The organism is Pseudomonas putida S13.1.2 (assembly GCF_000498395.2).
GTDB lineage: Bacteria > Pseudomonadota > Gammaproteobacteria > Pseudomonadales > Pseudomonadaceae > Aquipseudomonas > Aquipseudomonas putida_Q.
Genome location: NZ_CP010979.1, coordinates 354850 through 376448 on the forward strand (window position 1 = coordinate 354850; position 21599 = coordinate 376448).

The window sequence follows — 21599 nt, forward strand, 5'->3', positions numbered from 1 at the left end:
AGGGAAGACTGCCCGTTAAACGTGGGTGGGGAGGCGAAATTTAGAGCGCTCGACACAAATGGATGAAGGGCTCAGGCGAAGCTGGACTAACGAACGCCACGGCCCCCGGATGCGACGCAAGGGCCATGGTCCGGCCGGGTATCTTGCACGCAGCACCAGCGCCTGATCACCCTCATCAGGCGCCACTGTGCGGTTTGTCGCGGGTGGTCAGTCAACGACGGTCAACGTGCCTTTCATCACCGTGGCGTGGAAGGGATAGGAGCAGAAGAACACGTAGTCATCGCCTTTGTTCAAGACCTTGGTCTCCAACGTTACAGACGCTTGCTCATTGCCACCAATCAGCTTGGTGTGTGCCAATACCCGGGCATCCCCTGGCTGAACGTAGTCATTGTTCTCGCCTGCCTTGGCGCCGTCATCGGCCACAGCCTTCAAGTCGTCCTTTCTGGTCAATACCCAGTTATGCCCCATCACGTTTTTGGGCATGGTGCCAGGGTGTTTCAAGGTGACCTTGAACTGCTTGCAACTGGCAGGCACGGTAATCGTCTGTAGGTCGAAGGTCATCTGGTCGGTGCCATGGAGGGTCACCGAACATTGCTCGTCAGCGTAAACGAAACCAGAAAGCGTCAGTGCAGCCAGGGCTGCGGCAGTGCGAAGCATGGTCTATCTCCATAATTGAACGGACGTCGCCACACGTGGCGTCAGCTAGGAATGACGAAGCTCGGTGCTGGTGGTTTAGGGGCACGCAACGCCAATGCTGTTGCCCACGGAGGATGCAGCCCGAGTTGCTGGGAATAGTCATGCTTTGTAAGATTGCCCGCCGACATCATTCGGCCCGCTCGTTGCATTTCACTGCAGGCAGGAGGCCTCAGATACTCTCGTGGAACAGTACTATCGCGAACTGGTGAGCTTTCTTTCGGCACGCATGGGTAGCCGCCAGGCTGCCGAAGACGTGGCGCATGATGCCTTTCTGCGGGTGCTGCAACGGACTGGCAGTGCGCCGATCGAACACCCGCGGGCGTTTCTTTACCGCATTGCGCTGAACCTGGTCGTTGACCGCCACCGGCGCCAACGGGTGCGTCAGACCGAGCCATTGGATGTGCTCGAGGTGGAGGATTGTTCTGTCAGCATGCAGTTGCAGCATGACCTGCAATCCGCGCAGCGTCTTTCATTGATGCAGAAGGCTCTGGCCGAACTGAGCCAACCTTGCCGCGAGAGCTTCCTGCTGCGCAAGCTCGATGGCCTTTCCCATCAACAGATTGCCGAGCGCCTGGGTATCTCGCGCAGCGTAGTGGAAAAGCACATTGTCATCGCCATGAAGCACTGCCGGCTGCGCATGCGTCAGTGGGAGTGCTGATGACCGCGTTAAAGGCAAATGCAAATTCCGTCAGTCAATCACTTGATTTATGCGCCTTTCCCGACTTCTATCAAAGTAGACCGCTGCCAGGCATGGCCTTGGCAGTAGCCTTTACCGGCGCAGTATGGTCATGGAGCGTACCCATAACCCAACTGCCCAGGTCCCACCATGGCAAACAAGACCCTGCGCATCCTCATCGCCGACGCCCACCCGTGCCAGCGGCTGCAGCTGGAACGGTTGCTCAATGGCCTGGGCTATTACCGGATAGCCCCCGTGGAGAGCTTCGAGGAGCTGCAGCGCTTGGTGCATTGCGCCCTGCAGCCTTTTCATCTGCTGCTGGGCAATATCGAGCTGGCAAACCATGCAGGGGTTGACCTTGAGCGCTTCTGCCGCGTCAGCACCCAGATCCAGCACGCCCTGCTTTACCACTCCAGTCAGCTGAAAGTGCCTTCAGTGCCGCAGACCGAACGCCAGGCCGTCAGCCTGAGCCTGCCACACGTGCCTGATAACGAGGCGCTGGAGTCGTTCATGGCGATCATCGACGCGCCACTGCTGGTCGGCAAATTGCCGCTGCCGGGCCGCATGCCGGCGACTACGGTGAGGCCACGGCCGCGGGCCAACTTCGCCCACACGGTGTTCAACCGCTAGCGGCGCAGCGGGCAGGGCAACGGGGCAGCTATTTGTTATCCTCTTGCCCTTTGCCGATTTGCGGACCCTGCCATGACTGCCATCGATACCGCTCGCCCGCCCCGGTTCAGCCGCGGCGATCACCGGACCTTGGGCCTGGCTGCATTGGGCGGCGCGCTGGAAATCTACGACTTCATCATTTTCGTGTTCTTTGCGCTGACCCTCAGCCAGCTGTTCTTCCCGCCCGAAATGCCCGAGTGGCTGCGCCTGCTGCAAAGCTTCGGCATCTTCGTCACCGGCTACCTGGCGCGGCCGCTGGGCGGCATCCTGATGGCGCACTTCGCGGACCATCTGGGGCGTAAACGGGTGTTCAGCCTGAGCATCCTGATGATGGCCCTGCCGTGCCTGTTGATCGGCGTGATGCCGACCTATGCCGACATCGGTTATGCCGCGCCACTGATTCTGCTGGCCTTGCGTATCCTGCAGGGCGCGGCCGTTGGGGGCGAAGTGCCGAGCGCCTGGACCTTCGTTGCCGAGCACGCGCCGGCCGGCCGACGCGGTTATGCCTTGGGCTTCCTGCAGGCCGGGCTGACCTTCGGCTACCTGCTGGGGGCGCTGACCGCGACCTTGCTGGCGCAAGTATTCACACCGCAGGAAATCCTCGACTACGCCTGGCGTTACCCGTTCCTGTTGGGTGGGGTGTTTGGCGTGATTGGCGTGTGGCTACGCCGCTGGCTGAGCGAAACACCGGTGTTTCTTGCCTTGCGCGCACGTCAGGAACAGCCGGTGAAGTTCCCGCTGCGGCGGGTACTGGGCGAGCACCGCCGTGCGCTGATCCCGGCGGCGCTGCTGACTTGCGTGTTGACTTCTGCCGTGGTGGTGTTGGTGGTGATAACCCCGACGGTGATGCAGCAGCGCTTCGGCATGAGCGCCGGGCACACCTTTGCCCTGAGCAGTGTGGGTATTGTCTTCCTCAATATCGGCTGCGTGCTCGCCGGCTTGCTGGTTGACCGCGTGGGCGCCTGGCGTGCGCTGATGCTTTACAGCGTGCTGCTGCCGCTGGGCATCGGCGCGTTGTACGCCAGCCTGAATGGGCAGTGGGGCATGACTTGGCTGGCCTACGCGCTGGCAGGGCTGTCCTGCGGCGTGGTGGGGGTGGTGCCGTCGGTGATGGTCGGGTTGTTCCCCGCCGAGATCCGGGTTTCGGGCATTTCCTTTACCTACAACGTGGCCTATGCGCTGTGGGCCAGCACCACGCCGCTGGCGCTGATCGCGCTGATGCCGTGGAGCCCGTGGGTGTGTGTCGGGTTTTGTCTGATCATGGGCACGGTGGGGCTGCTGACGGCCTTGTATTTCGGGCGCCGCGAGCCATTGACGTTTACTGCAGAGCCGATGCCGATCATGTGTGGTGACAAATGAGAGGGTAACGCTATTGGGGCGCTGGGGCAGACTTCCAGGCGGGGGTTATTGGAATAACCTATTGGCCAAATTTAACCTGGAAGGTTAATTTCTCATGGAAAAGAGAACGCCTCACTGTCCGCTGGAACGGGTAAAAGTCTTGGCTGCTGCAAGGCGCATCAGCCCTACAGGCGCTGCACTGAGAGGCGCCAGAGCGCTGGGAATGGATTATCCGGGCATGCTTGAAGTGATCTCCAGTTTGGAGCGCACTGATTTTTACAAGAGCATGACCAGTCATATGGATCACCGGGTTTGGCAGGACGTCTATCGTCCGCTTACAGCAATTGGGTACGTTTATCTGAAAGTGTCCGTGGTAGACGACGTGCTCATCGTGTCTTTCAAGGGGTTGTAACCATGAGATGTCCAATATGCGGCGGAGCGGAGCTTGCACCTGATGTTCAGGGCATGCCCTATAGCTATAAAGGCGAGGCGACCGTCATCCCTGACGTAAGTGGCGATTACTGTTCCGGATGTGGTGAATGTGTACTTAGCCACGATGAAGCCATGCGTGTCAGTAACCTCATGACGGCATTCGAGCGCCAAGTCAACGCAACGGTTGTGGATCCTTCCTTCATTGCTTCAATGCGCCGGAAGTTCGACCTCGACCAGCGTGAAGCGGGGGAAATCTTCGGTGGTGGGGTCAACGCGTTCTCCCGATATGAAAACGGCAAGACCACACCACCCGTGGCGTTGGTGAAACTGCTCAAGCTGCTGGATCGCCATCCAGAGCTCTTCGAGGAAGTGCGTACTGCCTGATTTTGGCAGCTAACAAAAAGCCCCCGGCTCATGAGAACCGGGGGCTTTTTGTTACCACAAGGGCAGGGCCATTACATGTTCGGGTAGTTAGGCCCGCCAGCGCCTTCAGGGGTGACCCAGGTGATGTTCTGGGCCGGGTCCTTGATATCACAGGTCTTGCAGTGCACGCAGTTCTGCGCGTTGATCTGGAAGCGCTTGTTGCCGTCTTCCTGCGTGACCACTTCGTACACGCCCGCCGGGCAGTAGCGCTGGGCCGGCTCGTCGTACAGCGGCAGGTTGCTGGCGATCGGGATACTCGGGTCGGTCAGCTTCAGGTGGCAGGGCTGTTCCTCTTCGTGGTTGGTGCTGGAGAGGAATACCGAGCTGAGCTTGTCGAAGCTGAGCTTGCCGTCCGGTTTCGGGTAGTCGATCTTTTTCGAATCCGCGGCCAGCTTGAGGCAGGCGTAGTCCGGCTTGGTATCGTGCAGGGTGAACGGCAGCTTGCCGCCGAACCAGTTCTGGTCGACGTAGTTGAACGCACCGCCCAGCAGTGGCCCGAACTTGTGCAGGGCAGGGCCGAAGTTACGGCTGGCAAACAACTCCTCATACAGCCAGCTGGCCTTGAAGGCGCTGACATAACCGTCGAGCTGGTCACCGCCTTCGCGGCCAGCGGCCAAGGCATCGGCCACCGCTTCAGCGGCAAGCATGCCGGACTTCATCGCGGTGTGGCTGCCCTTGATCTTGGAGAAGTTCAGGGTGCCCAGGTCGCAACCGATCAACGCGCCACCGTTGAACACCATCTTCGGCAACGAGTTCAGGCCGCCCTTGCAGATGGCCCGGGCGCCGTAGCTGATGCGCTTGCCACCTTCGAGGTACTGGCTCATCACCGGGTGGTGCTTGAGGCGCTGGAATTCATCGAACGGCGACAGGTACGGGTTTGCGTAGGACAGGTCGACGATCAGCCCGACCACCACCTGGTTGTTTTCCAGGTGATAGAGGAACGAGCCACCGGTGTTGTCCTTGGCCACCACGTCCAGCGGCCAGCCGGCGGTGTGCACCACCAGGCCCTGCTCGTGCTTGGCCGGGTCGATTTCCCAGATTTCCTTCAGGCCGATGCCGTAGTGCTGGACGTCGGACTCGCTGTCGAGGTTGAAGCGCTTGATCAGCTGCTTGCCGATGTGGCCGCGGCAGCCTTCGGCAAACAGGGTGTACTTGGCGCGCAGTTCCATGCCCGGGGTGTACAGGCCGTCCTTCGGGTTGCCTTCGCGGTCGACACCCAGGTCACCGGTGACGATGCCGCGGACCACGCCGTTGTCGTCGAACAGCGCTTCCTGGGCGGCGAAGCCCGGGTAGATCTCAACGCCCAGGTTCTCGGCCTGCTGGGCCAGCCAGCGGCACAGGTTGCCCAGCGAGATGATGTAGTTGCCATGGTTGTGCATGGTCTTGGGCACGAACAGGTCAGGCACCTTGGTCGCGCTGCCGGCATCCTTGAGCACATAGATGTCGTCGCGTTTCACTTCGGTGTTCAGCGGGGCGCCGAGCGCTTTCCAGTCGGGGAACAGTTCGTTCAGGGCGCGGGGTTCGAACACCGCGCCAGAGAGGATGTGGGCGCCGACTTCAGAGCCTTTTTCCACCACGCAGACGCTGATTTCGCTACCGGCTTCGGCGGCCTTCTGCTTCAGGCGGCAGGCGGCGGACAGGCCTGCCGGGCCGGCGCCGACGATGACCACGTCGAATTCCATGTATTCGCGTTCCACTGGTTCTCTCCTACTCATCAAGGCTCGTGCTGTTGCTTTGTCTTATGGGTGCTTGCGCGCAGTGGCTCATCACGGGAGCGAAACTGTAGCTGCGCAAATGACGGACTACACCGTTTTGTCTTGGCCGCGCATTATATCTACACCACTTGGCGGGTCCAATACAAACGTTTGTTTGAATTTGCCGCAGGCCAGTAAAATCACAGGAACGCGGCTGGAGGGTGACCGATTTGCCGTATTGACCGGATGGGGTGTTACGGTCAAGATACGAGCGGTTTTACGTTCGCCGTAGGCTTGCAGCCGGGCGCAGGTACACCTCTAAAGACCAGGTGTGGAGCAGGGTTTTGCGGCCTTGGGCCGGTTTGTAGTGGAGTTTACACGCCACGACAGAAAATCACCCGTGAGTATTTGTCGCAAGAGTCCGGACAAGACTGTTCGGTCACTGTGAAGATGCTGGCTCCCGGTACGTTTTTAGAGGTGCCCTTGTACCCACGCGCATCGCCGGGCTCAGCCCCAGGCGACTATCTATTCACCGGAGAGTAACGAGGAATCCATGAAGGTTCTTGTAGCTGTCAAACGAGTGGTCGACTACAACGTCAAGGTTCGCGTCAAAGCGGACAACTCCGGCGTCGACCTTGCTAACGTCAAGATGTCCATGAACCCCTTCTGCGAAATCGCCGTGGAAGAGGCCGTACGCTTGAAGGAAAAAGGCGTTGCGACCGAGATCGTCGTCGTTTCCGTCGGCCCGACCACTGCCCAGGAGCAACTGCGTACCGCCCTGGCCCTGGGTGCCGACCGTGCCATCCTGGTAGAAGCCGCTGACGAGCTGAACTCCCTGGCTGTAGCCAAGGCCCTGAAAGCCGTTGTCGACAAGGAGCAGCCGCAGCTGGTCATCCTTGGCAAGCAGGCCATCGACAGCGACAACAACCAGACCGGCCAGATGCTGGCTGCGCTGACCGGCTACGCCCAGGGCACCTTCGCCTCCAAAGTCGAAGTGGCTGGCGACAAGCTGAACGTCACCCGTGAAATCGATGGCGGCCTGCAGACCGTGTCGCTGAACCTGCCAGCCATCGTCACCACCGACCTGCGCCTGAACGAGCCACGCTATGCGTCGCTGCCGAACATCATGAAGGCCAAGAAGAAACCGCTGGAGACCGTCAAGCCTGACGATCTGGGCGTTTCCCTCGCCTCCACCAACAAGACCCTGAAAGTCGAAGCGCCGGCTGCCCGCAGCGCGGGTATCAAGGTCAAATCGGTGGCCGAACTGGTCGAGAAGCTGAAGAACGAAGCGAAGGTAATCTAAATGACTATCCTGGTTGTCGCTGAATACGAAGCCGGCGCCGTTGCCCCGGCCACCCTGAACACTGTCGCTGCAGCCGCCAAGATTGGTGGTGATGTACACGTGCTGGTCGCTGGCCAGAACGTCGGCGGCGTTGCCGAATCCGCTGCCAAGATCGCGGGTGTGGCCAAGGTGCTGGTTGCCGATAACGCCGCCTACGCCCACGCCTTGCCGGAAAACGTCGCGCCGCTGATCGTCGAGCTGGCAAAGGGCTACAGCCACGTGCTGGCCCCGGCCACCACCAACGGCAAGAACATCCTGCCGCGCGTTGCCGCGCTGCTGGACGTGGACCAGATCTCCGAAATCATCTCGGTCGAGTCTGCCGACACCTTCAAGCGCCCGATCTATGCCGGTAACGCCATTGCCACCGTGCAATCGAGCGCTTCGATCAAGGTCATCACCGTGCGTACCACCGGCTTCGACCCAGTCGCTGCCGAAGGTGGCTCGGCTGCTGTCGAAGCGGTGAGTGCCGCGCACAACGCCGGTATCTCGGCCTTTGTCGGTGAAGAGCTGGCCAAGTCCGACCGCCCAGAGCTGACCGCTGCCAAGATCGTCGTTTCCGGCGGCCGTGGCATGGGCAACGGTGACAACTTCAAGCACCTGTACAGCCTGGCCGACAAGCTCGGCGCTGCCGTCGGCGCTTCGCGCGCTGCGGTCGACGCAGGCTTTGTGCCGAACGACATGCAGGTCGGCCAGACCGGCAAGATCGTTGCGCCACAGCTGTATATCGCCGTCGGTATCTCCGGCGCGATCCAGCACCTGGCCGGCATGAAAGACTCCAAAGTGATCGTTGCGATCAACAAGGACGAAGAAGCGCCGATCTTCCAGGTAGCCGACTACGGCCTGGTCGCTGACCTGTTCGAAGCGGTTCCGGAGCTGGAAAAGCTGGTCTGATCCGCCTGCTTCACTTATAAAGAACCCGGCCCTCGCATTGAGGGTCGGGTTTTTTTATGGGTTGAGGAGTGAGGGATGACGTTGCGCGGAACGGGCAGGGTGCTGGCATGCATGGCGGCGTTGGTGTCGCCACTGGCCATGGCAGCAGGCAAGTGCGAGCGCCTGGTGGCAACCGGCAGCCCTGATGCACCGCCCTATTCGTGGCAGGACCCGAAAGACCCGAAACACCTGATCGGTGCCAACGTGGACCTGTTGCGCCAGGTGGCAGGCGAGCTGGGTGTGAAGGTGGAGGTGCTGAATGCCGGCCGTCGCGATCAGGCCCTGGAGGAAGTGCGCAGCGGGCGAATGGACCTGCTGCTCGATACGCCCCTGCAGGTCGAGCAACTGACCGCGCTGGACTACATCCACCCACCCCTTCAGCTCAACGAGTACCTGGTGTGGACACGCCACGACGCCGAGCTGACCTTCGAGGGCCCGGCAGACCTGGCCAGATACCAGGGCAGCTTGTCCGAGCGCGCGCGCCTGACCCCGGCCTTTACCGCGTTTGCCAAGGCCCAGTTGAAGCTGGTGCCGGCGCAGAACCTGACCCAGGCGTTCCAGAAACTGGTGCTTGGCCAGGTGGACTATGTACTCGCCGGCCGTTATTCGGGCATGGCCATGGCCCAGAGCCTGGGTGTGAGCAATGACCTGATCGCCCGCGGCCTGCCGGTGGATCGGCCAGGCCTGTACCTGGCGCTTTCGCACAACTCGGCATGCAATGACAGCTGGTTGCGTGGGCAACTCGCAAAAAAACTGACAGAATTGCCGATCTCCGGTGCGTCCGAGGCCGTCCTGCAACGTAATGTCGAGCGCTGGAAAGCGCAACTGCAGGTGCCGGCGGACGCCCCCAAACACTAGGAAGATTGCGTGAGAACCCAACCACTAATCCTTGCCTTGGCCGTGCTCGGCCTGGCTGGCTGCGCCAATGATCCGGCCCCTGACGAGCAGATGCGCATTTCCGAGCAGGCACTGGAACAGGCCAGGGCCGTAGGTGCCACCGAGCAGGTCGAAACGCTGAAGCTGGCTGAAGACAAGCTGGACCGTGCCAAGGCCAACATGCTGACCCAAGACTACCGTGATGCGCGCATGCGCGCCGAGCAGGCCGAACTGGATGCTCGCCTGGCCGAGGCCCAGGTACTGAACCTGAAGAGCGAAGAGCAGCTGCAACTGCTGCAGTCGCGGGTCAAACGCTTGCGCAAGCAACTGGAGGTGCAGCCATGATCCGTCGCACGCCATTGGCCGCGCTGGCGCTGCTGGCGCTGGCAGCAGGCTTGCAAGGTTGCGCTAGCCAACGCAGCGCTGCAGCACTGGATGAAGCCAGTGCCACCTTCGCAAAGGTCAAGGATGATTCCGCTGTGCTGCGCAGTGCGCCGCGGGACGTGATTCGCGCGGGCGAGTCGCTGGCCCGTGCCGAGCGCCTGTCCAGCTACATCGGCACCGGTTCCGATGTGCGTCATTACGCTTACCTGAGCCAGCGCTACAGCGAGATTGCCAGTGAGCATGCCAAGCTGGCGCTGAACCAGGAGCGCCAGGCCAAGCTTGACCTCGAGCGTCAGCGCCTGCAGCTGGCTTTGCGTGAGGCCAAGCTGGCCAGCGTGCAGCAGCAGGGCAAGTGGGTCGAGTCGCAGATCGCTGCACTGGCTTCGGAGCAGACCGACCGTGGCCTGGTGATGACCCTGGGGGATGTGCTGTTCGATACTGGCCGTGCCGACCTGAAGAATTCGGCCAGCCGTACCGTGCTCAAGCTGGTGCAGTTTCTTCAGCTCAACCCGCGACGGGTGGTGCGTATCGAGGGTTATACCGACAGCACTGGCGCAGCCGAAGACAACCTGAAACTGTCTCGCGACCGGGCGCAGGCCGTGGCCGACATGTTGGTGGACCTTGGTATCGACGAAAAGCGCCTGCAGGTCGAGGGCTATGGCGACCAGTACCCGATCGAGGCCAATGCCTCTGAGCGGGGCAGGGCGCAGAACCGCCGGGTGGAGATCGTCTTCTCCGACGACAAGGGCAGGCTCGCGCCTGCGCGCTGATCGCTGGCGTGCGGAGGATGGCACCGGCTTTGCCGGTGTTCGCGGCTAAAGCCGCTCCCACAGGGGTAGTGTCAAGCCCAAGACATGTCCACAACCTGTAGGAGCGGCCTTGTGCCGCGAAAGGGCCGCAATGCGGCCCCGCTTTGTCGGCTTAGTCGTTTCGATAGCTGTCACGCTGTTGTATTGTCGACTATGTTGCATTCTGTCCCAGTACACTTTGCAACTGTTACGGTATCCTCTACCGTCACTGAGCCGCACAAGAACAACGAGCCTGCCGCCATGACCAACCTGCTGCTGTACCAGCGTATCGCCCAGCAACTGGCCGATGACATCCGTCGCGGTGTCTACCAGCCAGGCGAGCGGGTACCCTCCGTGCGCAAGATGAGTGCCCAGCTCAATGTCAGCCATGCAACGGTGCTGCAGGCCTATGCCAACCTCGAGGACCAGGGGCTGATCCGCGCGCGGCCGCAATCGGGCTACTACGTGCACCAGACGCCGGCCCTGACCGCGCAAACCCCGGACATTGCCCGGGTGGAGCGCCCCGGCCTGGTCACCCGCGCCAGCATCATCCAGCAAGTGCTGACCGAGGCGCGCCGTGACGGCGTGTTCCCGTTCGGCGCTGCGGTGCCGCATGTAGACTACCTGCCGGTCCGTGCCCTGCATCAGCAAATTGCCAAGGTCACCCGCTTTCACAGCCCGCGCGCGTTCAGCTACATGTTCAGCCCCGGCTTTGAGCCGTTGCGCCGGCAGATCGCCATTCGCATGCGCGATGCCGGGGTGCTGGTCGACCCCCGTGAAGTGATCGTGACCCATGGCTGCGTCGATGCCCTGCAAATGTCACTGCGCGTGCTGACCCGCCCAGGCGACCTGATCGCTGCCGAGTCGCCGACGTATTACGGCTTGCTGCAACTGGCCGACCTGCTGGGCCTGAAAGTGATTGAAATCCCCAGCGACCCGTCCACCGGGATCAGCCTTGAAGCCTTGCAACTGGCGGCCAACCAGTGGTCGATCAAGGCCCTGGTACTGACTGCCCGCCTGAGCAACCCGTTGGGCGGCACTGTTCCGGAAGAACGGCAAAAGCAGCTGCTGCGCCTGGCATCGGACTTTGACATCCAGATCGTCGAGGACGACATCTACGGCGAGTTGATGTTCGAGCAAGGCAAGACCAAGGCGCTGAAGGCATTCGACCGGCTGGACCGGGTGATCTACTGTTCAAGCTTCTCCAAGACCCTGTCCCCCGGTGTGCGCGTAGGCTGGATGATCGCTGGGCGCTATCAGGACGAAATTCAGCGCCTGCAGACCTTTACCACTCATTCGGCCTGCAGCGTGACGCAGATGGGGGTGGCGGCCTACCTGGAAAATGGCGGTTACGACCGGCACCTGCGTTACATCCGTCAGGAGTATCGCAAGAACCTCAGCGCCTATCAGTTGGCGGTGCAGCAGCACTTCCCCGAGGGCACCCAGATGACTCGGCCGACGGGCGGTTTCATCCTTTGGATAAGCCTGCCGGGGCGGGTCAATACCCAGGAGCTGCATGTGCGGGCGCTGGAGCAGGGCATCAGCATTGCGCCGGGGCTGATATTCAGTAACACAGAACAGTTCAACCACTGCATCCGTCTTAATTGCGGCATCCCGTGGAACAAGGAGGCCGAGCGGGCAGTGATTACGCTTGGTTTGCTGGCTCAGCAGTTGTGCAGGGAGCCTTCGCTCACACTTTTGTAAGGCTTGCCAGCCGCCTGTGGAACATGGAGCATACGCACCTTTAATGCCGGTCTGTCCATTTGCCATGATTGCTTTGCGCCGTTTTGCCCTGATCTTGTGCCTTGCACCGCTCTGCTACCCGGGCAGTCCAGCTTCGGCTGCGCAGCCGGCAAGCCAGGCGCAGGCAACTCAGGGCAAGCACGTGCAAAAAAAAGTGGCAGCCAAGCCCGCGCCGAAGCCGGTGGTGAAAAAGGCCGGCAGTAGCAAGGCCAAGGCGCATAAACCGGTAAGCAAGGCGATTGCCAAGCCATTGCCCAAGGCAAAGCTGGACCTCAGCCTGCCAGTCGATATGGTCGATACCCTCGAGCCGAATGTGGGCACCCCGTCGCCCATCCAGCGGCGCAAGCCTTTGCTGCCGCCCATGTTCACCGAAAAGCCGGAAACCGACAGCCCGTTCCAGCTTAATGGCCGGTTGATCAATAACGAAATGCAGCTGCAGTTGCGCAATGACAGCCGTCATGACGTGGAAGGGGCGGCGATCGATTTCGAGTATCGGCAGTAGCCGGGAACTGACTGCCGGGTCACGGCAGATTTCATCGTGCCAGCAATTTCAAACGCCTGTTTGAGCGGTTACTATCCAGGGACGTTCGTCCCGTTTTGTTCCAGGGAGTCCTGATTTTGGTGAATAGCCATGAACTGCCGTGAGGGTTGTGGTGCCTGCTGCATCGCCCCGTCCATCACTTCTGCGATGCCGCGCATGCCCAATGGCAAGCCGGCTGGCGAGCGCTGCCTGTACCTGACGGCTGCCAACCTTTGCGACCTGTTTGGCAAGCCCGAGCGGCCGGCGGTATGTGGCGGCTTCAAGGCGGATGTCGAGGTGTGCGGCAGTGACCGTGACGAGGCAATCAGGATTCTTGGCTGGTGGGAGCAGATGACGGCGGCGTGACAGGCTGGATCTTCGACAACAAGGATAAACATGATGAGATCGTTCAAGCGTATTGCACTGCTGTGTGGCGTGGGTGTTCTGCTGTCGCCTGCGGCCTGGGCCGAAAACTGGCAGGTGGCCAAGGACGAGGAGGGGATCAAGGTATCCCTCAGCGAAGTGGCGGGCTCCAAGTACAAGGCTTATCAGGGTGTCACCGTGATCAAGGCGCCGCTGGCCAAGGTGCAGGCCTTGCAGGAAGACGTGGTCGGGGCCTGCGCATGGATTCACGAGTGCAAGTCGCAGAAGCTGCTCAAGCATGACGGCGACCAGAGCTGGACCTACACCCAGTTCAATACACCATGGCCGGTAACGCCGCGAGATTCGATTCTGCACGTGACTACTGTCAAGGGAGCGGACGGCAGCCTGGTGCGTAACCTGAAGGAAGACCCGACCTATCTACCGGAAGAGAAGGGCTTTGTGCGGGTAGCCAAGGTTGAGGGCTTCTGGAAGCTGGTGCCCAAGGGCGACAGTACAGAGGTGACCTACCAGGTGCACACAGAGCCGGGTGGTAGCGTGCCGGCGATGGTGGCCAACAAGTTCGTGGTGGACGCGCCGTTCAATACCCTGAAAGGCTTGCGGGAGCGGGCTGAGAAAAACTGAGGTTTAACGCGGTGCTCCCGCAAGGGTCGAACTGCGGCCATCAGGACTTGGAATAAAAAAGGCTGCCCGAAGGCAGCCTTTTTGCGTTCGGCTAAAAAGCTTACTTGCGGTCTTTCAGTGCAGCGATGTCGCGTTTTTGCTCGCCGGTGTACAGCTGGCGCGGACGGCCGATCTTGTACGGGCTGGAGAGCATTTCTTTCCAGTGCGAGATCCAGCCCACGGTACGTGCCAGGGCAAAGATCACGGTGAACATGCTGGTCGGAATGCCGATCGCCTTGAGGATGATCCCCGAGTAGAAGTCGACGTTCGGGTACAGCGAGCGCTCGATGAAGTACGGATCGGTCAGGGCTATCTCTTCGAGGCGCATGGCCAGTTCCAGCTGCGGGTCGTTCTTGATGCCCAGCTCGCGCAGGACTTCGTCGCAGGTCTGCTTCATCACGGTGGCGCGCGGGTCGCGGTTCTTGTACACGCGGTGACCGAAGCCCATGAGCTTGAACGGGTCGTTCTTGTCCTTGGCCTTGGCGATGAACGTGTCGATGTTCGAGACATCGCCGATTTCATCGAGCATGGTCAGGACGGCTTCGTTCGCACCGCCGTGGGCCGGGCCCCACAGTGCGGCGATACCGGCGGCGATACAGGCGAACGGGTTGGCACCCGACGAGCCGGCCAGACGAACGGTGGAGGTGGAGGCGTTCTGCTCGTGGTCGGCGTGGAGGATGAAGATCCGGTCCATTGCCTTGGCCAGCACCGGGCTGATCGGTTTGATCTCGCACGGGGTGTTGAACATCATGTGCAGGAAGTTTTCCGCGTACGACAGGTCGTTGCGCGGGTACATCATCGGCTGGCCCATGGAGTACTTGTAAACCATCGCGGCCAGGGTCGGCATCTTGGCGACCAGGCGCACCGCGGAAATTTCGCGGTGTTGCGGGTTATTGATATCCAGGGAGTCGTGATAGAACGCCGACAGGGCGCCGACCACGCCGCACATCACCGCCATCGGGTGAGCGTCGCGGCGGAAGCCGTTGAAGAAGGACTTCAGCTGCTCGTGAACCATGGTGTGGTTCTTTACGGTGCTGACGAACTGGGCCTTCTGCTCGGCATTCGGCAGTTCGCCGTTGAGCAGCAGGTAGCAGGTTTCGAGGTAGTCGGATTGTTCGGCGAGTTGCTCGATCGGGTAGCCGCGGTGCAGCAGGATACCTTTGTCGCCGTCAATGTAGGTGATCTTCGACTCGCACGAGGCAGTCGCCATGAAACCAGGGTCGAAGGTGAAGTGACCTGTGGCCCCCAACCCGCGGACGTCGATTACATCAGGACCAACGGTGCCGGTTAAAATGGGCAGCTCGACGGGGGCAGCGCCCTCGATGACCAACTGCGCTTTTTTGTCAGCCATGTGGCCTCCTATTAATGCTAGAAATCATCAGACAGACCCCCCACGCAGGGCCCGCACCACTATAGAGGGATAAATTCAGATGTCAATTTGCCTAAAGGCTTGTTGAATCAGGCTTTCAAGCCTGATTTTTCCCGAAATTCTCGCCCATTTACGCCTTTTGTTCGTTAAAGGCAATGCGCTATTTGGGCTACCCCGTCACGTTGTCATAAGCAGCCTAACTGTCTATACTCGGCACCCGACCGCCAGGGGCTTGCAAGCCCGAACTGCTGGGGGTCGCCGTTCCCTGGGTGGTGGGTACCTGACCAGTACACTTACCAACAACTTTGCCCTGATTCGCTAGGGGCTCTTCAGTGTGAAAAAAGCCGTGAAAAGCCAACGACCTGTAAACCTAGACCTAAGGACCATCAAGCTCCCTGTCACTGCGTACACGTCCATCCTGCATCGTATCTCCGGCGTCATCCTGTTCATCGGCCTTGCCATCATGCTTTATGCACTGGGCAAGTCGCTGGGTTCCGAGGAAGGCTTCGGTGAGGTGAAGGCGTGTCTGACCAGCCCGCTGGCCAAATTCGTGACCTGGGGCCTGCTGTCCGCCCTGCTTTATCACCTCGTGGCAGGTGTACGCCACCTGATCATGGACATGGGCATCGGTGAGACGCTGGAAGGCGGCAAGCTGGGCTCGAAAATCGTGATTGTCATCTCCGTGGTGCTGATCGTTCTGGTGGGAGTTTGGGTATGGTAACCAATGTCACGAACCTGTCGCGTTCGGGCCTCTATGACTGGATGGCGCAGCGCGTTTCTGCGGTCGTTCTCGCGGCTTACTTCCTCTTCCTGATCGGCTACGTGGTCGCCCACCCAGGCATCGACTACACCCAGTGGCATGGTCTGTTCTCCAACAACGCGATGCGGATCTTCAGTCTGCTGGCCCTCGTTGCCCTGGGCGCTCACGCCTGGGTCGGCATGTGGACCATTGCAACCGACTACCTGACGCCTATGTCGTTCGGCAAGTCGGCAACTGCGATTCGTTTCCTGTTCCAGGCGGTATGCGGCGTTGCGATGTTCGCTTACTTCGTCTGGGGTGTGCAGATTCTCTGGGGTATCTGATCCATGGCTAGCATTCCAACCATTTCCTTCGACGCCATCATCATCGGTGGCGGCGGCGCCGGCATGCGTGCTGCGCTGCAACTGGCTCAAGGCGGCCACAAGACTGCCGTAGTCACCAAGGTCTTCCCGACCCGCTCGCACACTGTATCCGCCCAGGGCGGCATCACCTGCGCCATCGCTTCGGCTGACCCGAACGACGACTGGCGCTGGCACATGTACGATACCGTCAAGGGCTCCGACTACATCGGTGACCAGGACGCTATCGAATATATGTGTCAGGAAGGCCCTGCTGCGGTCTTCGAGCTGGACCACATGGGCCTGCCGTTCTCGCGTACCGAAACCGGCCGTATCTACCAGCGTCCGTTCGGTGGCCAGTCCAAGGACTTCGGTAAAGGTGGCCAGGCCGCCCGTACCTGTGCCGCTTCCGACCGTACCGGTCACGCGCTGCTGCACACCCTGTACCAGGGCAACCTGAAAGCCGGTACCACGTTCCTCAACGAGTACTATGCCGTTGACCTGGTAAAAAACCAGGAAGGCGCCTTCGTCGGTGTGATCGCGATCTGCATCGAAACCGGCGAAACCATGTACATCAAGTCCAAGGCCACCGTTCTGGCCACTGGCGGTGCGGGCCGTATCTACGCCTCCACCACCAACGCCCTGATCAATACCGGCGACGGTATCGGCATGGCCCTGCGTGCCGGTGTACCGGTGCAGGACATCGAGATGTGGCAGTTCCACCCAACCGGCATCGCCGGCGCCGGTGTACTGGTCACCGAGGGCTGCCGCGGTGAGGGTGGCTACCTGATCAACGCCCATGGCGAGCGTTTCATGGAGCGTTACGCGCCGAACGCGAAAGACCTGGCCGGCCGCGACGTGGTTGCCCGTTCCATGGTCAAGGAAATCATCGCCGGCAACGGCGTGGGCCCGAACAAGGACCACGTACTGCTGAAGCTGGACCACCTGGGCGAGGAAGTGCTGCACAGCCGCCTGCCAGGTATCTGCGAACTGTCCAAGACCTTCGCCCATGTCGACCCGGTCGTCGCGCCAGTTCCTGTTGTCCCGACCTGCCACTACATGATGGGCGGCGTTGCCACCAACATTCATGGCCAGGCCATCACCATGGACGAAGAAGGCAAGGATCACATCATTCCTGGCCTGTTCGCCGTAGGTGAAGTGGCGTGTGTATCGGTTCACGGTGCCAACCGCCTGGGCGGCAACTCGCTGCTCGACCTGGTGGTGTTCGGCCGTGCTGCCGGCCTGCACCTGGAGAAGGCGCTGAGCGACGGCATCGAGCATCTCGACGCCAGCGACACCGACATCGAAGTTGCCCTGAACCGTCTGAACAAGCTCAACGAGCGCTCCACTGGCGAAGACGTTGCCAGCCTCAAGCGCGAGCTGCAGAGCTGCATGCAGAACTACTTCGGTGTATTCCGTACTGGCGAATACATGCTGAAGGGTATCGAGCAACTGGCCGGCCTGCGTGACCGCATCGCCAACGTCAAGATCAACGACAAGTCCCAGGCCTTCAACACCGCGCGTATCGAAGCGCTGGAGCTGCAGAACCTGCTGGAAGTCGCCGAAGCTACCGCCATCGCGGCCGAAGCCCGTAAAGAGTCCCGCGGTGCTCACGCCCGTGAAGACTTCGAAGACCGTGACGACGAAAACTGGCTGTGCCACACCCTGTACTACCCGGGTGAGAAGCGCGTTGCCAAGCGCGGCGTCAACTTTGCGCCGAAGACCGTACCGGCCTTCGAGCCAAAAATCCGGACTTACTAAGGGTGGCTGCTATGTTGAAAGTCGAAGTTTATCGTTACAACCCCGACACCGACTCGGCGCCCAAGATGGAGTCGTTCGACGTGGATACCGGCGGCAAGGACCTGATGGTTCTCGATGTATTGGCGCTGATCAAGGAAAAGGACGAGGGTTTCTCGTATCGTCGCTCGTGCCGTGAAGGCGTGTGCGGTTCCGATGGCATGAACATGAACGGCAAGAACGGCCTGGCCTGCATCACCCCGCTGTCGGGTGTGGTCAAAGGCAACAAGCTGATCCTGCGCCCGCTGCCAGGCCTGCCGGTCATTCGTGACCTGGTGGTCGACATGAGCATCTTCTATAAGCAGTACGAGAAGGTGAAGCCATTCCTGCAGAACGATACGCCAGCACCGGCCATCGAGCGTCTGCAGTCGCCTGAAGAGCGTGACAAGCTGGACGGTCTGTACGAGTGCATCCTGTGCGCTTGCTGCTCGACTTCCTGCCCGTCGTTCTGGTGGAACCCGGACAAGTTCCTGGGCCCCGCCGCACTGCTGCAGGCCTACCGCTTCCTGGCCGATAGCCGTGACACCAAGACTCAGGAGCGCCTGGCGTCCCTGGATGACCCGTTCAGCGTATTCCGCTGCCGCGGGATCATGAACTGCGTAAACGTTTGCCCGAAAGGTCTGAACCCGACCAAGGCAATCGGTCACGTACGTAACATGCTGCTGCAAAGCGGCACCTGATACAACGTGTTGTACCTGCAGTATGCCGAGGTGCGGGTGTGAGCCCGCACTGAGGTAAAACCCGAACAAGGGCCCACAAAGCCCGCGTTCATACCTATGAAGATATGAGACCAGCAGGGGCTTTCCGGGCTGGTACCCGGAAAATCAGCAGGATCCAAGTGGCGTGGTTCAGTCGCTTTATTCGGACTTTTCCAGGTTTGCTGTGGCTCTTGTCGATCAGTCCCCTAATCGAGGGTGACCAAGCATGCAAGAAAGCGTGATGCAGCGCATGTGGGATAGCGCCCACCTTTCAGGTGGTAACGCTGCATATGTGGAAGAGCTCTACGAACTCTACCTGCACGACCCTAACGCTGTGCCAGAAGAGTGGCGCACTTACTTCCAGAAGTTGCCAGCCGACGGCAGCACCGCTACTGATGTATCGCACTCGACAATCCGCGACCATTTCGTACTGCTGGCAAAGAACCAGCGCCGCGCCCAACCGGTATCCGCCGGGAGCGTGAGCAGTGAACACGAGAAGAAGCAGGTTGAAGTTCTGCGACTGATCCAGGCCTATCGTATGCGCGGCCATCAGGCTGCCAAGCTCGACCCGTTGGGGTTGTGGCAGCGCCCTGCGCCCGTAGACCTGTCGATCAATCACTACGGCTTGACCAATGCCGATCTTGATACGACCTTCCGTGCCGGCGACCTGTTCATCGGCAAAGAGGAGGCGAGCCTACGCGACATCTTCGATGCACTCCAGAAGACATATTGTCGCACCATTGGCGCCGAATTCACCCACATCGTCGATTCCGAGCAGCGCAGCTGGTTCCAGCAGCGCCTGGAAAGCGTGCGCGGCCGTCCGGAGTTTTCCGCTGACGTGCAGGCCCACCTGCTCGAGCGCGTGACCGCCGGTGAGGGCCTGGAAAAGTACCTGGGCACCAAGTACCCGGGCACCAAGCGCTTCGGCCTTGAGGGCGGCGAGAGCCTGATCCCGATGCTGGACGAAATGATCCAGCGTTCCGGCTCCTACGGCACCAAGGAAGTTGTGATCGGCATGGCCCACCGTGGCCGTCTGAACGTGCTGGTGAACACCTTCGGCAAGAACCCGCGCGAGCTGTTCGACGAGTTCGAAGGCAAGAAGATGAACGAGCTGGGCTCCGGTGACGTGAAGTATCACCAGGGCTTCTCCTCGAACGTGATGACCTCCGGTGGCGAAGTTCACCTGGCCATGGCGTTCAACCCGTCCCACCTGGAAATCGTTTCGCCGGTGGTCGAGGGTTCGGTGCGCGCCCGTCAGGATCGCCGCAACGACACCGTTGGCGACAAGGTGCTGCCGATCTCGATCCACGGCGACGCAGCTTTCGCCGGCCAGGGCGTGGTCATGGAAACCTTCCAGATGTCGCAGACCCGCGGTTTCAAGACCGGCGGTACCGTGCACATCGTGATCAACAACCAGGTTGGTTTCACCATCAGCAACCCGCTGGATGCGCGCTCCACCGAGTACGCCACCGACGTTGCCAAGATGATCCAGGCGCCGATCCTGCACGTGAACGGCGATGACCCGGAAGCAGTGCTGTTCGTTACGCAGCTGGCCATCGACTACCGCATGCAGTTCAAGCGTGACGTGGTCATCGACCTGGTCTGCTACCGTCGTCGCGGCCACAACGAGGCTGACGAGCCGAACGGCACCCAGCCGCTGATGTACCAGCAGATCAGCAAACAGCGCACTACCCGTGAGCTGTATGCCGAGGCACTGATCCAGGCGGGTCGCATCGACGCCGATCGCGCTCAGGCCAAGATCGACGAGTACCGCAACGCGCTGGACAATGGCCTGCACGTGGTGAAAAGCCTGGTCAAGGAGCCGAACCGCGAGCTGTTCGTCGACTGGCGTCCGTACCTGGGCCATGCCTGGACCGCGCGTCACGACACCCGTTTCGACCTCAAGACCCTGCAGGACCTGTCGGCCAAGCTGCTCGAGCTGCCGGAAGGTTTCGTGGTCCAGCGTCAGGTGTCGAAGATCTACGAAGACCGTCAGAAGATGCAGGCCGGTGGCTTGCCGATCAACTGGGGTTATGCAGAGACCATGGCTTACGCCACCCTGCAGTTCGAAGGTCACCCGATCCGCATGACCGGCCAGGACATCGGCCGTGGCACCTTCTCGCACCGTCACGCGGTGTTGCACAACCAGAAGGACGCCAGCACCTACATTCCGCTGCAGAACCTGTTCCCGGGCCAGCCACGTTTCGACCTGTACGATTCGTTCCTTTCCGAGGAAGCGGTACTGGCCTTCGAATACGGCTATTCCACCACCATGCCGAACGCGCTGGTGATCTGGGAAGCCCAGTTCGGCGACTTCGCCAACGGTGCGCAAGTGGTGATCGACCAGTTCATCACCAGCGGTGAGCACAAGTGGGGCCGCCTGTGCGGTCTGACCATGCTGCTGCCACACGGTTACGAAGGGCAGGGCCCGGAGCACTCCTCCGCGCGTCTGGAGCGTTACCTGCAGCTGTGCGCCGAGCACAACATCCAGGTCTGCGTACCGACTACCCCGGCACAGATCTACCACTTGCTGCGTCGCCAGGTCATCCGCCCGCTGCGCAAGCCGCTGGTGGTCCTGACGCCGAAGTCGCTGCTGCGCCACAAGCTGGCCATCTCGACGCTGGAAGACCTGGCAGAAGGCTCGTTCCAGACCGTGATCCCGGAAATCGACGCAATCGATCCGGCCAAGGTCGAGCGCCTGGTGCTGTGCAGCGGCAAGGTCTACTACGACCTGCTGGAAAAACGCCGTGCCGAAGGCCGCGAAGACATCGCCATCCTGCGTCTCGAGCAGCTGTACCCGTTCCCGGAGGACGACCTGGTCGAAATCCTGGCGCAATACAGCAACCTCAAGCATGCCGTATGGTGCCAGGAAGAGCCGATGAACCAGGGCGCCTGGTACAGCAGCCAGCACCACATGCGCCGTATCCTGGGCCGCCACAACAAGGCACTGGTCCTGGAATACGCCGGTCGCGACGCTTCTGCCGCGCCAGCCTGTGGTTACGCTTCGAAGCACGCCGAACAGCAGGAAAAACTGCTGCAAGACGCCTTCACTGTCTAACGCCTTCGCACCTGAAACCGAATT

Annotated in this window: 22 protein-coding genes; 19 read left to right on the plus strand and 3 right to left on the minus strand. The window is 60.8% G+C overall.

Annotation, left to right across the window (positions count from 1 at the left end; translation table 11 throughout):
• Nucleotides 1-207 precede the first annotated feature (207 nt).
• Nucleotides 208-657 (minus strand): azurin, encoded by a 450-nt coding sequence (gene azu, locus N805_RS01385; RefSeq protein WP_019472600.1) that lies wholly within the window; start codon nucleotides 655-657, stop codon nucleotides 208-210.
• Between the two features lie 220 nt (nucleotides 658-877).
• Between azu and N805_RS01390 the strand changes: the two genes are divergently transcribed.
• The 5 genes from N805_RS01390 (at nucleotide 878) to N805_RS01410 (ending at nucleotide 4195) form a co-directional block, all read left to right on the plus strand.
• Entirely contained in the window at nucleotides 878-1354 is a 477-nt protein-coding gene (locus N805_RS01390; RefSeq protein WP_019472601.1) for a sigma-70 family RNA polymerase sigma factor, read from the plus strand.
• Between the two features lie 168 nt (nucleotides 1355-1522).
• Complete coding sequence (locus N805_RS01395) at nucleotides 1523-2002, plus strand: hypothetical protein (RefSeq protein ID WP_019472602.1); 480 nt, start codon at nucleotides 1523-1525, stop codon at nucleotides 2000-2002.
• Nucleotides 2003-2074: 72 nt separating this feature from the next.
• Entirely contained in the window at nucleotides 2075-3400 is a 1326-nt protein-coding gene (locus N805_RS01400; protein WP_019472603.1) for an MFS transporter, read from the plus strand.
• Between the two features lie 94 nt (nucleotides 3401-3494).
• Nucleotides 3495-3791, plus strand: a complete 297-nt coding sequence (locus tag N805_RS01405) for a type II toxin-antitoxin system MqsR family toxin (RefSeq protein WP_026034591.1) — start codon at nucleotides 3495-3497, stop codon at nucleotides 3789-3791.
• A 2-nt stretch (nucleotides 3792-3793) separates the two neighbouring features.
• Nucleotides 3794-4195, plus strand: coding sequence for a type II TA system antitoxin MqsA family protein (locus N805_RS01410; RefSeq protein ID WP_026034592.1), 402 nt, complete (start codon nucleotides 3794-3796; stop codon nucleotides 4193-4195).
• A gap of 71 nt (nucleotides 4196-4266) precedes the next feature.
• Here N805_RS01410 and N805_RS01415 read toward each other — a convergent pair whose 3' ends face one another.
• Complete coding sequence (locus N805_RS01415; RefSeq protein ID WP_019472606.1) at nucleotides 4267-5931, minus strand: electron transfer flavoprotein-ubiquinone oxidoreductase; 1665 nt, start codon at nucleotides 5929-5931, stop codon at nucleotides 4267-4269.
• Nucleotides 5932-6481: 550 nt separating this feature from the next.
• Between N805_RS01415 and N805_RS01420 the strand changes: the two genes are divergently transcribed.
• From N805_RS01420 to N805_RS01460, 9 genes are all read left to right on the plus strand, one after another.
• Nucleotides 6482-7231, plus strand: a complete 750-nt coding sequence (locus N805_RS01420) for an electron transfer flavoprotein subunit beta/FixA family protein (protein WP_028613363.1) — start codon at nucleotides 6482-6484, stop codon at nucleotides 7229-7231.
• Nucleotides 7232-8161: an electron transfer flavoprotein subunit alpha/FixB family protein gene (locus tag N805_RS01425; protein WP_028613362.1), complete on the plus strand. Its 930-nt coding sequence runs from the start codon at nucleotides 7232-7234 to the stop codon at nucleotides 8159-8161.
• A gap of 75 nt (nucleotides 8162-8236) precedes the next feature.
• A complete protein-coding gene (locus tag N805_RS01430; RefSeq protein WP_019472048.1) occupies nucleotides 8237-9058 on the plus strand; it encodes a substrate-binding periplasmic protein in 822 nt (273 codons plus the stop codon).
• A 9-nt stretch (nucleotides 9059-9067) separates the two neighbouring features.
• Complete coding sequence (locus N805_RS01435; protein WP_019472047.1) at nucleotides 9068-9421, plus strand: DUF4398 domain-containing protein; 354 nt, start codon at nucleotides 9068-9070, stop codon at nucleotides 9419-9421.
• A complete protein-coding gene (locus tag N805_RS01440; protein ID WP_019472046.1) occupies nucleotides 9418-10230 on the plus strand; it encodes an OmpA family protein in 813 nt (270 codons plus the stop codon). The genes N805_RS01435 and N805_RS01440 overlap by 4 nt, the downstream gene beginning before the upstream one ends.
• 279 nt (nucleotides 10231-10509) lie before the next feature.
• Nucleotides 10510-11952, plus strand: a complete 1443-nt coding sequence (locus N805_RS01445; protein ID WP_019472045.1) for a PLP-dependent aminotransferase family protein — start codon at nucleotides 10510-10512, stop codon at nucleotides 11950-11952.
• A gap of 64 nt (nucleotides 11953-12016) precedes the next feature.
• A complete protein-coding gene (locus tag N805_RS01450; RefSeq protein ID WP_026034524.1) occupies nucleotides 12017-12493 on the plus strand; it encodes a hypothetical protein in 477 nt (158 codons plus the stop codon).
• Between the two features lie 129 nt (nucleotides 12494-12622).
• Nucleotides 12623-12877 carry a YkgJ family cysteine cluster protein gene (locus tag N805_RS01455; RefSeq protein WP_019472043.1) on the plus strand — a complete coding sequence of 85 codons (255 nt, stop codon included), beginning with the start codon at nucleotides 12623-12625 and terminating at the stop codon, nucleotides 12875-12877.
• Between the two features lie 33 nt (nucleotides 12878-12910).
• Nucleotides 12911-13516, plus strand: a complete 606-nt coding sequence (locus N805_RS01460) for an START domain-containing protein (RefSeq protein ID WP_026034523.1) — start codon at nucleotides 12911-12913, stop codon at nucleotides 13514-13516.
• A 100-nt stretch (nucleotides 13517-13616) separates the two neighbouring features.
• Here N805_RS01460 and gltA read toward each other — a convergent pair whose 3' ends face one another.
• A complete protein-coding gene (gene gltA, locus N805_RS01465; protein WP_019472041.1) occupies nucleotides 13617-14906 on the minus strand; it encodes a citrate synthase in 1290 nt (429 codons plus the stop codon).
• Between the two features lie 352 nt (nucleotides 14907-15258).
• Between gltA and sdhC the strand changes: the two genes are divergently transcribed.
• The 5 genes from sdhC to N805_RS01490 all read left to right on the plus strand — a co-directional run bounded on the left by sdhC (nucleotide 15259) and on the right by N805_RS01490 (nucleotide 21575).
• Nucleotides 15259-15645 (plus strand): succinate dehydrogenase, cytochrome b556 subunit, encoded by a 387-nt coding sequence (gene sdhC, locus N805_RS01470; protein ID WP_008091902.1) that lies wholly within the window; start codon nucleotides 15259-15261, stop codon nucleotides 15643-15645.
• Nucleotides 15639-16007 carry a succinate dehydrogenase, hydrophobic membrane anchor protein gene (gene sdhD, locus N805_RS01475; RefSeq protein WP_003254214.1) on the plus strand — a complete coding sequence of 123 codons (369 nt, stop codon included), beginning with the start codon at nucleotides 15639-15641 and terminating at the stop codon, nucleotides 16005-16007. Before sdhC ends, sdhD begins: the two co-directional genes overlap by 7 nt.
• Before the next feature lie 3 nt (nucleotides 16008-16010).
• Entirely contained in the window at nucleotides 16011-17783 is a 1773-nt protein-coding gene (sdhA, locus tag N805_RS01480) for a succinate dehydrogenase flavoprotein subunit (protein WP_016488281.1), read from the plus strand.
• Nucleotides 17784-17794: 11 nt separating this feature from the next.
• Nucleotides 17795-18499, plus strand: a complete 705-nt coding sequence (locus N805_RS01485; protein ID WP_019472040.1) for a succinate dehydrogenase iron-sulfur subunit — start codon at nucleotides 17795-17797, stop codon at nucleotides 18497-18499.
• A 244-nt stretch (nucleotides 18500-18743) separates the two neighbouring features.
• Nucleotides 18744-21575, plus strand: a complete 2832-nt coding sequence (locus N805_RS01490) for a 2-oxoglutarate dehydrogenase E1 component (protein ID WP_019472039.1) — start codon at nucleotides 18744-18746, stop codon at nucleotides 21573-21575.
• Nucleotides 21576-21599 lie beyond the last annotated feature (24 nt).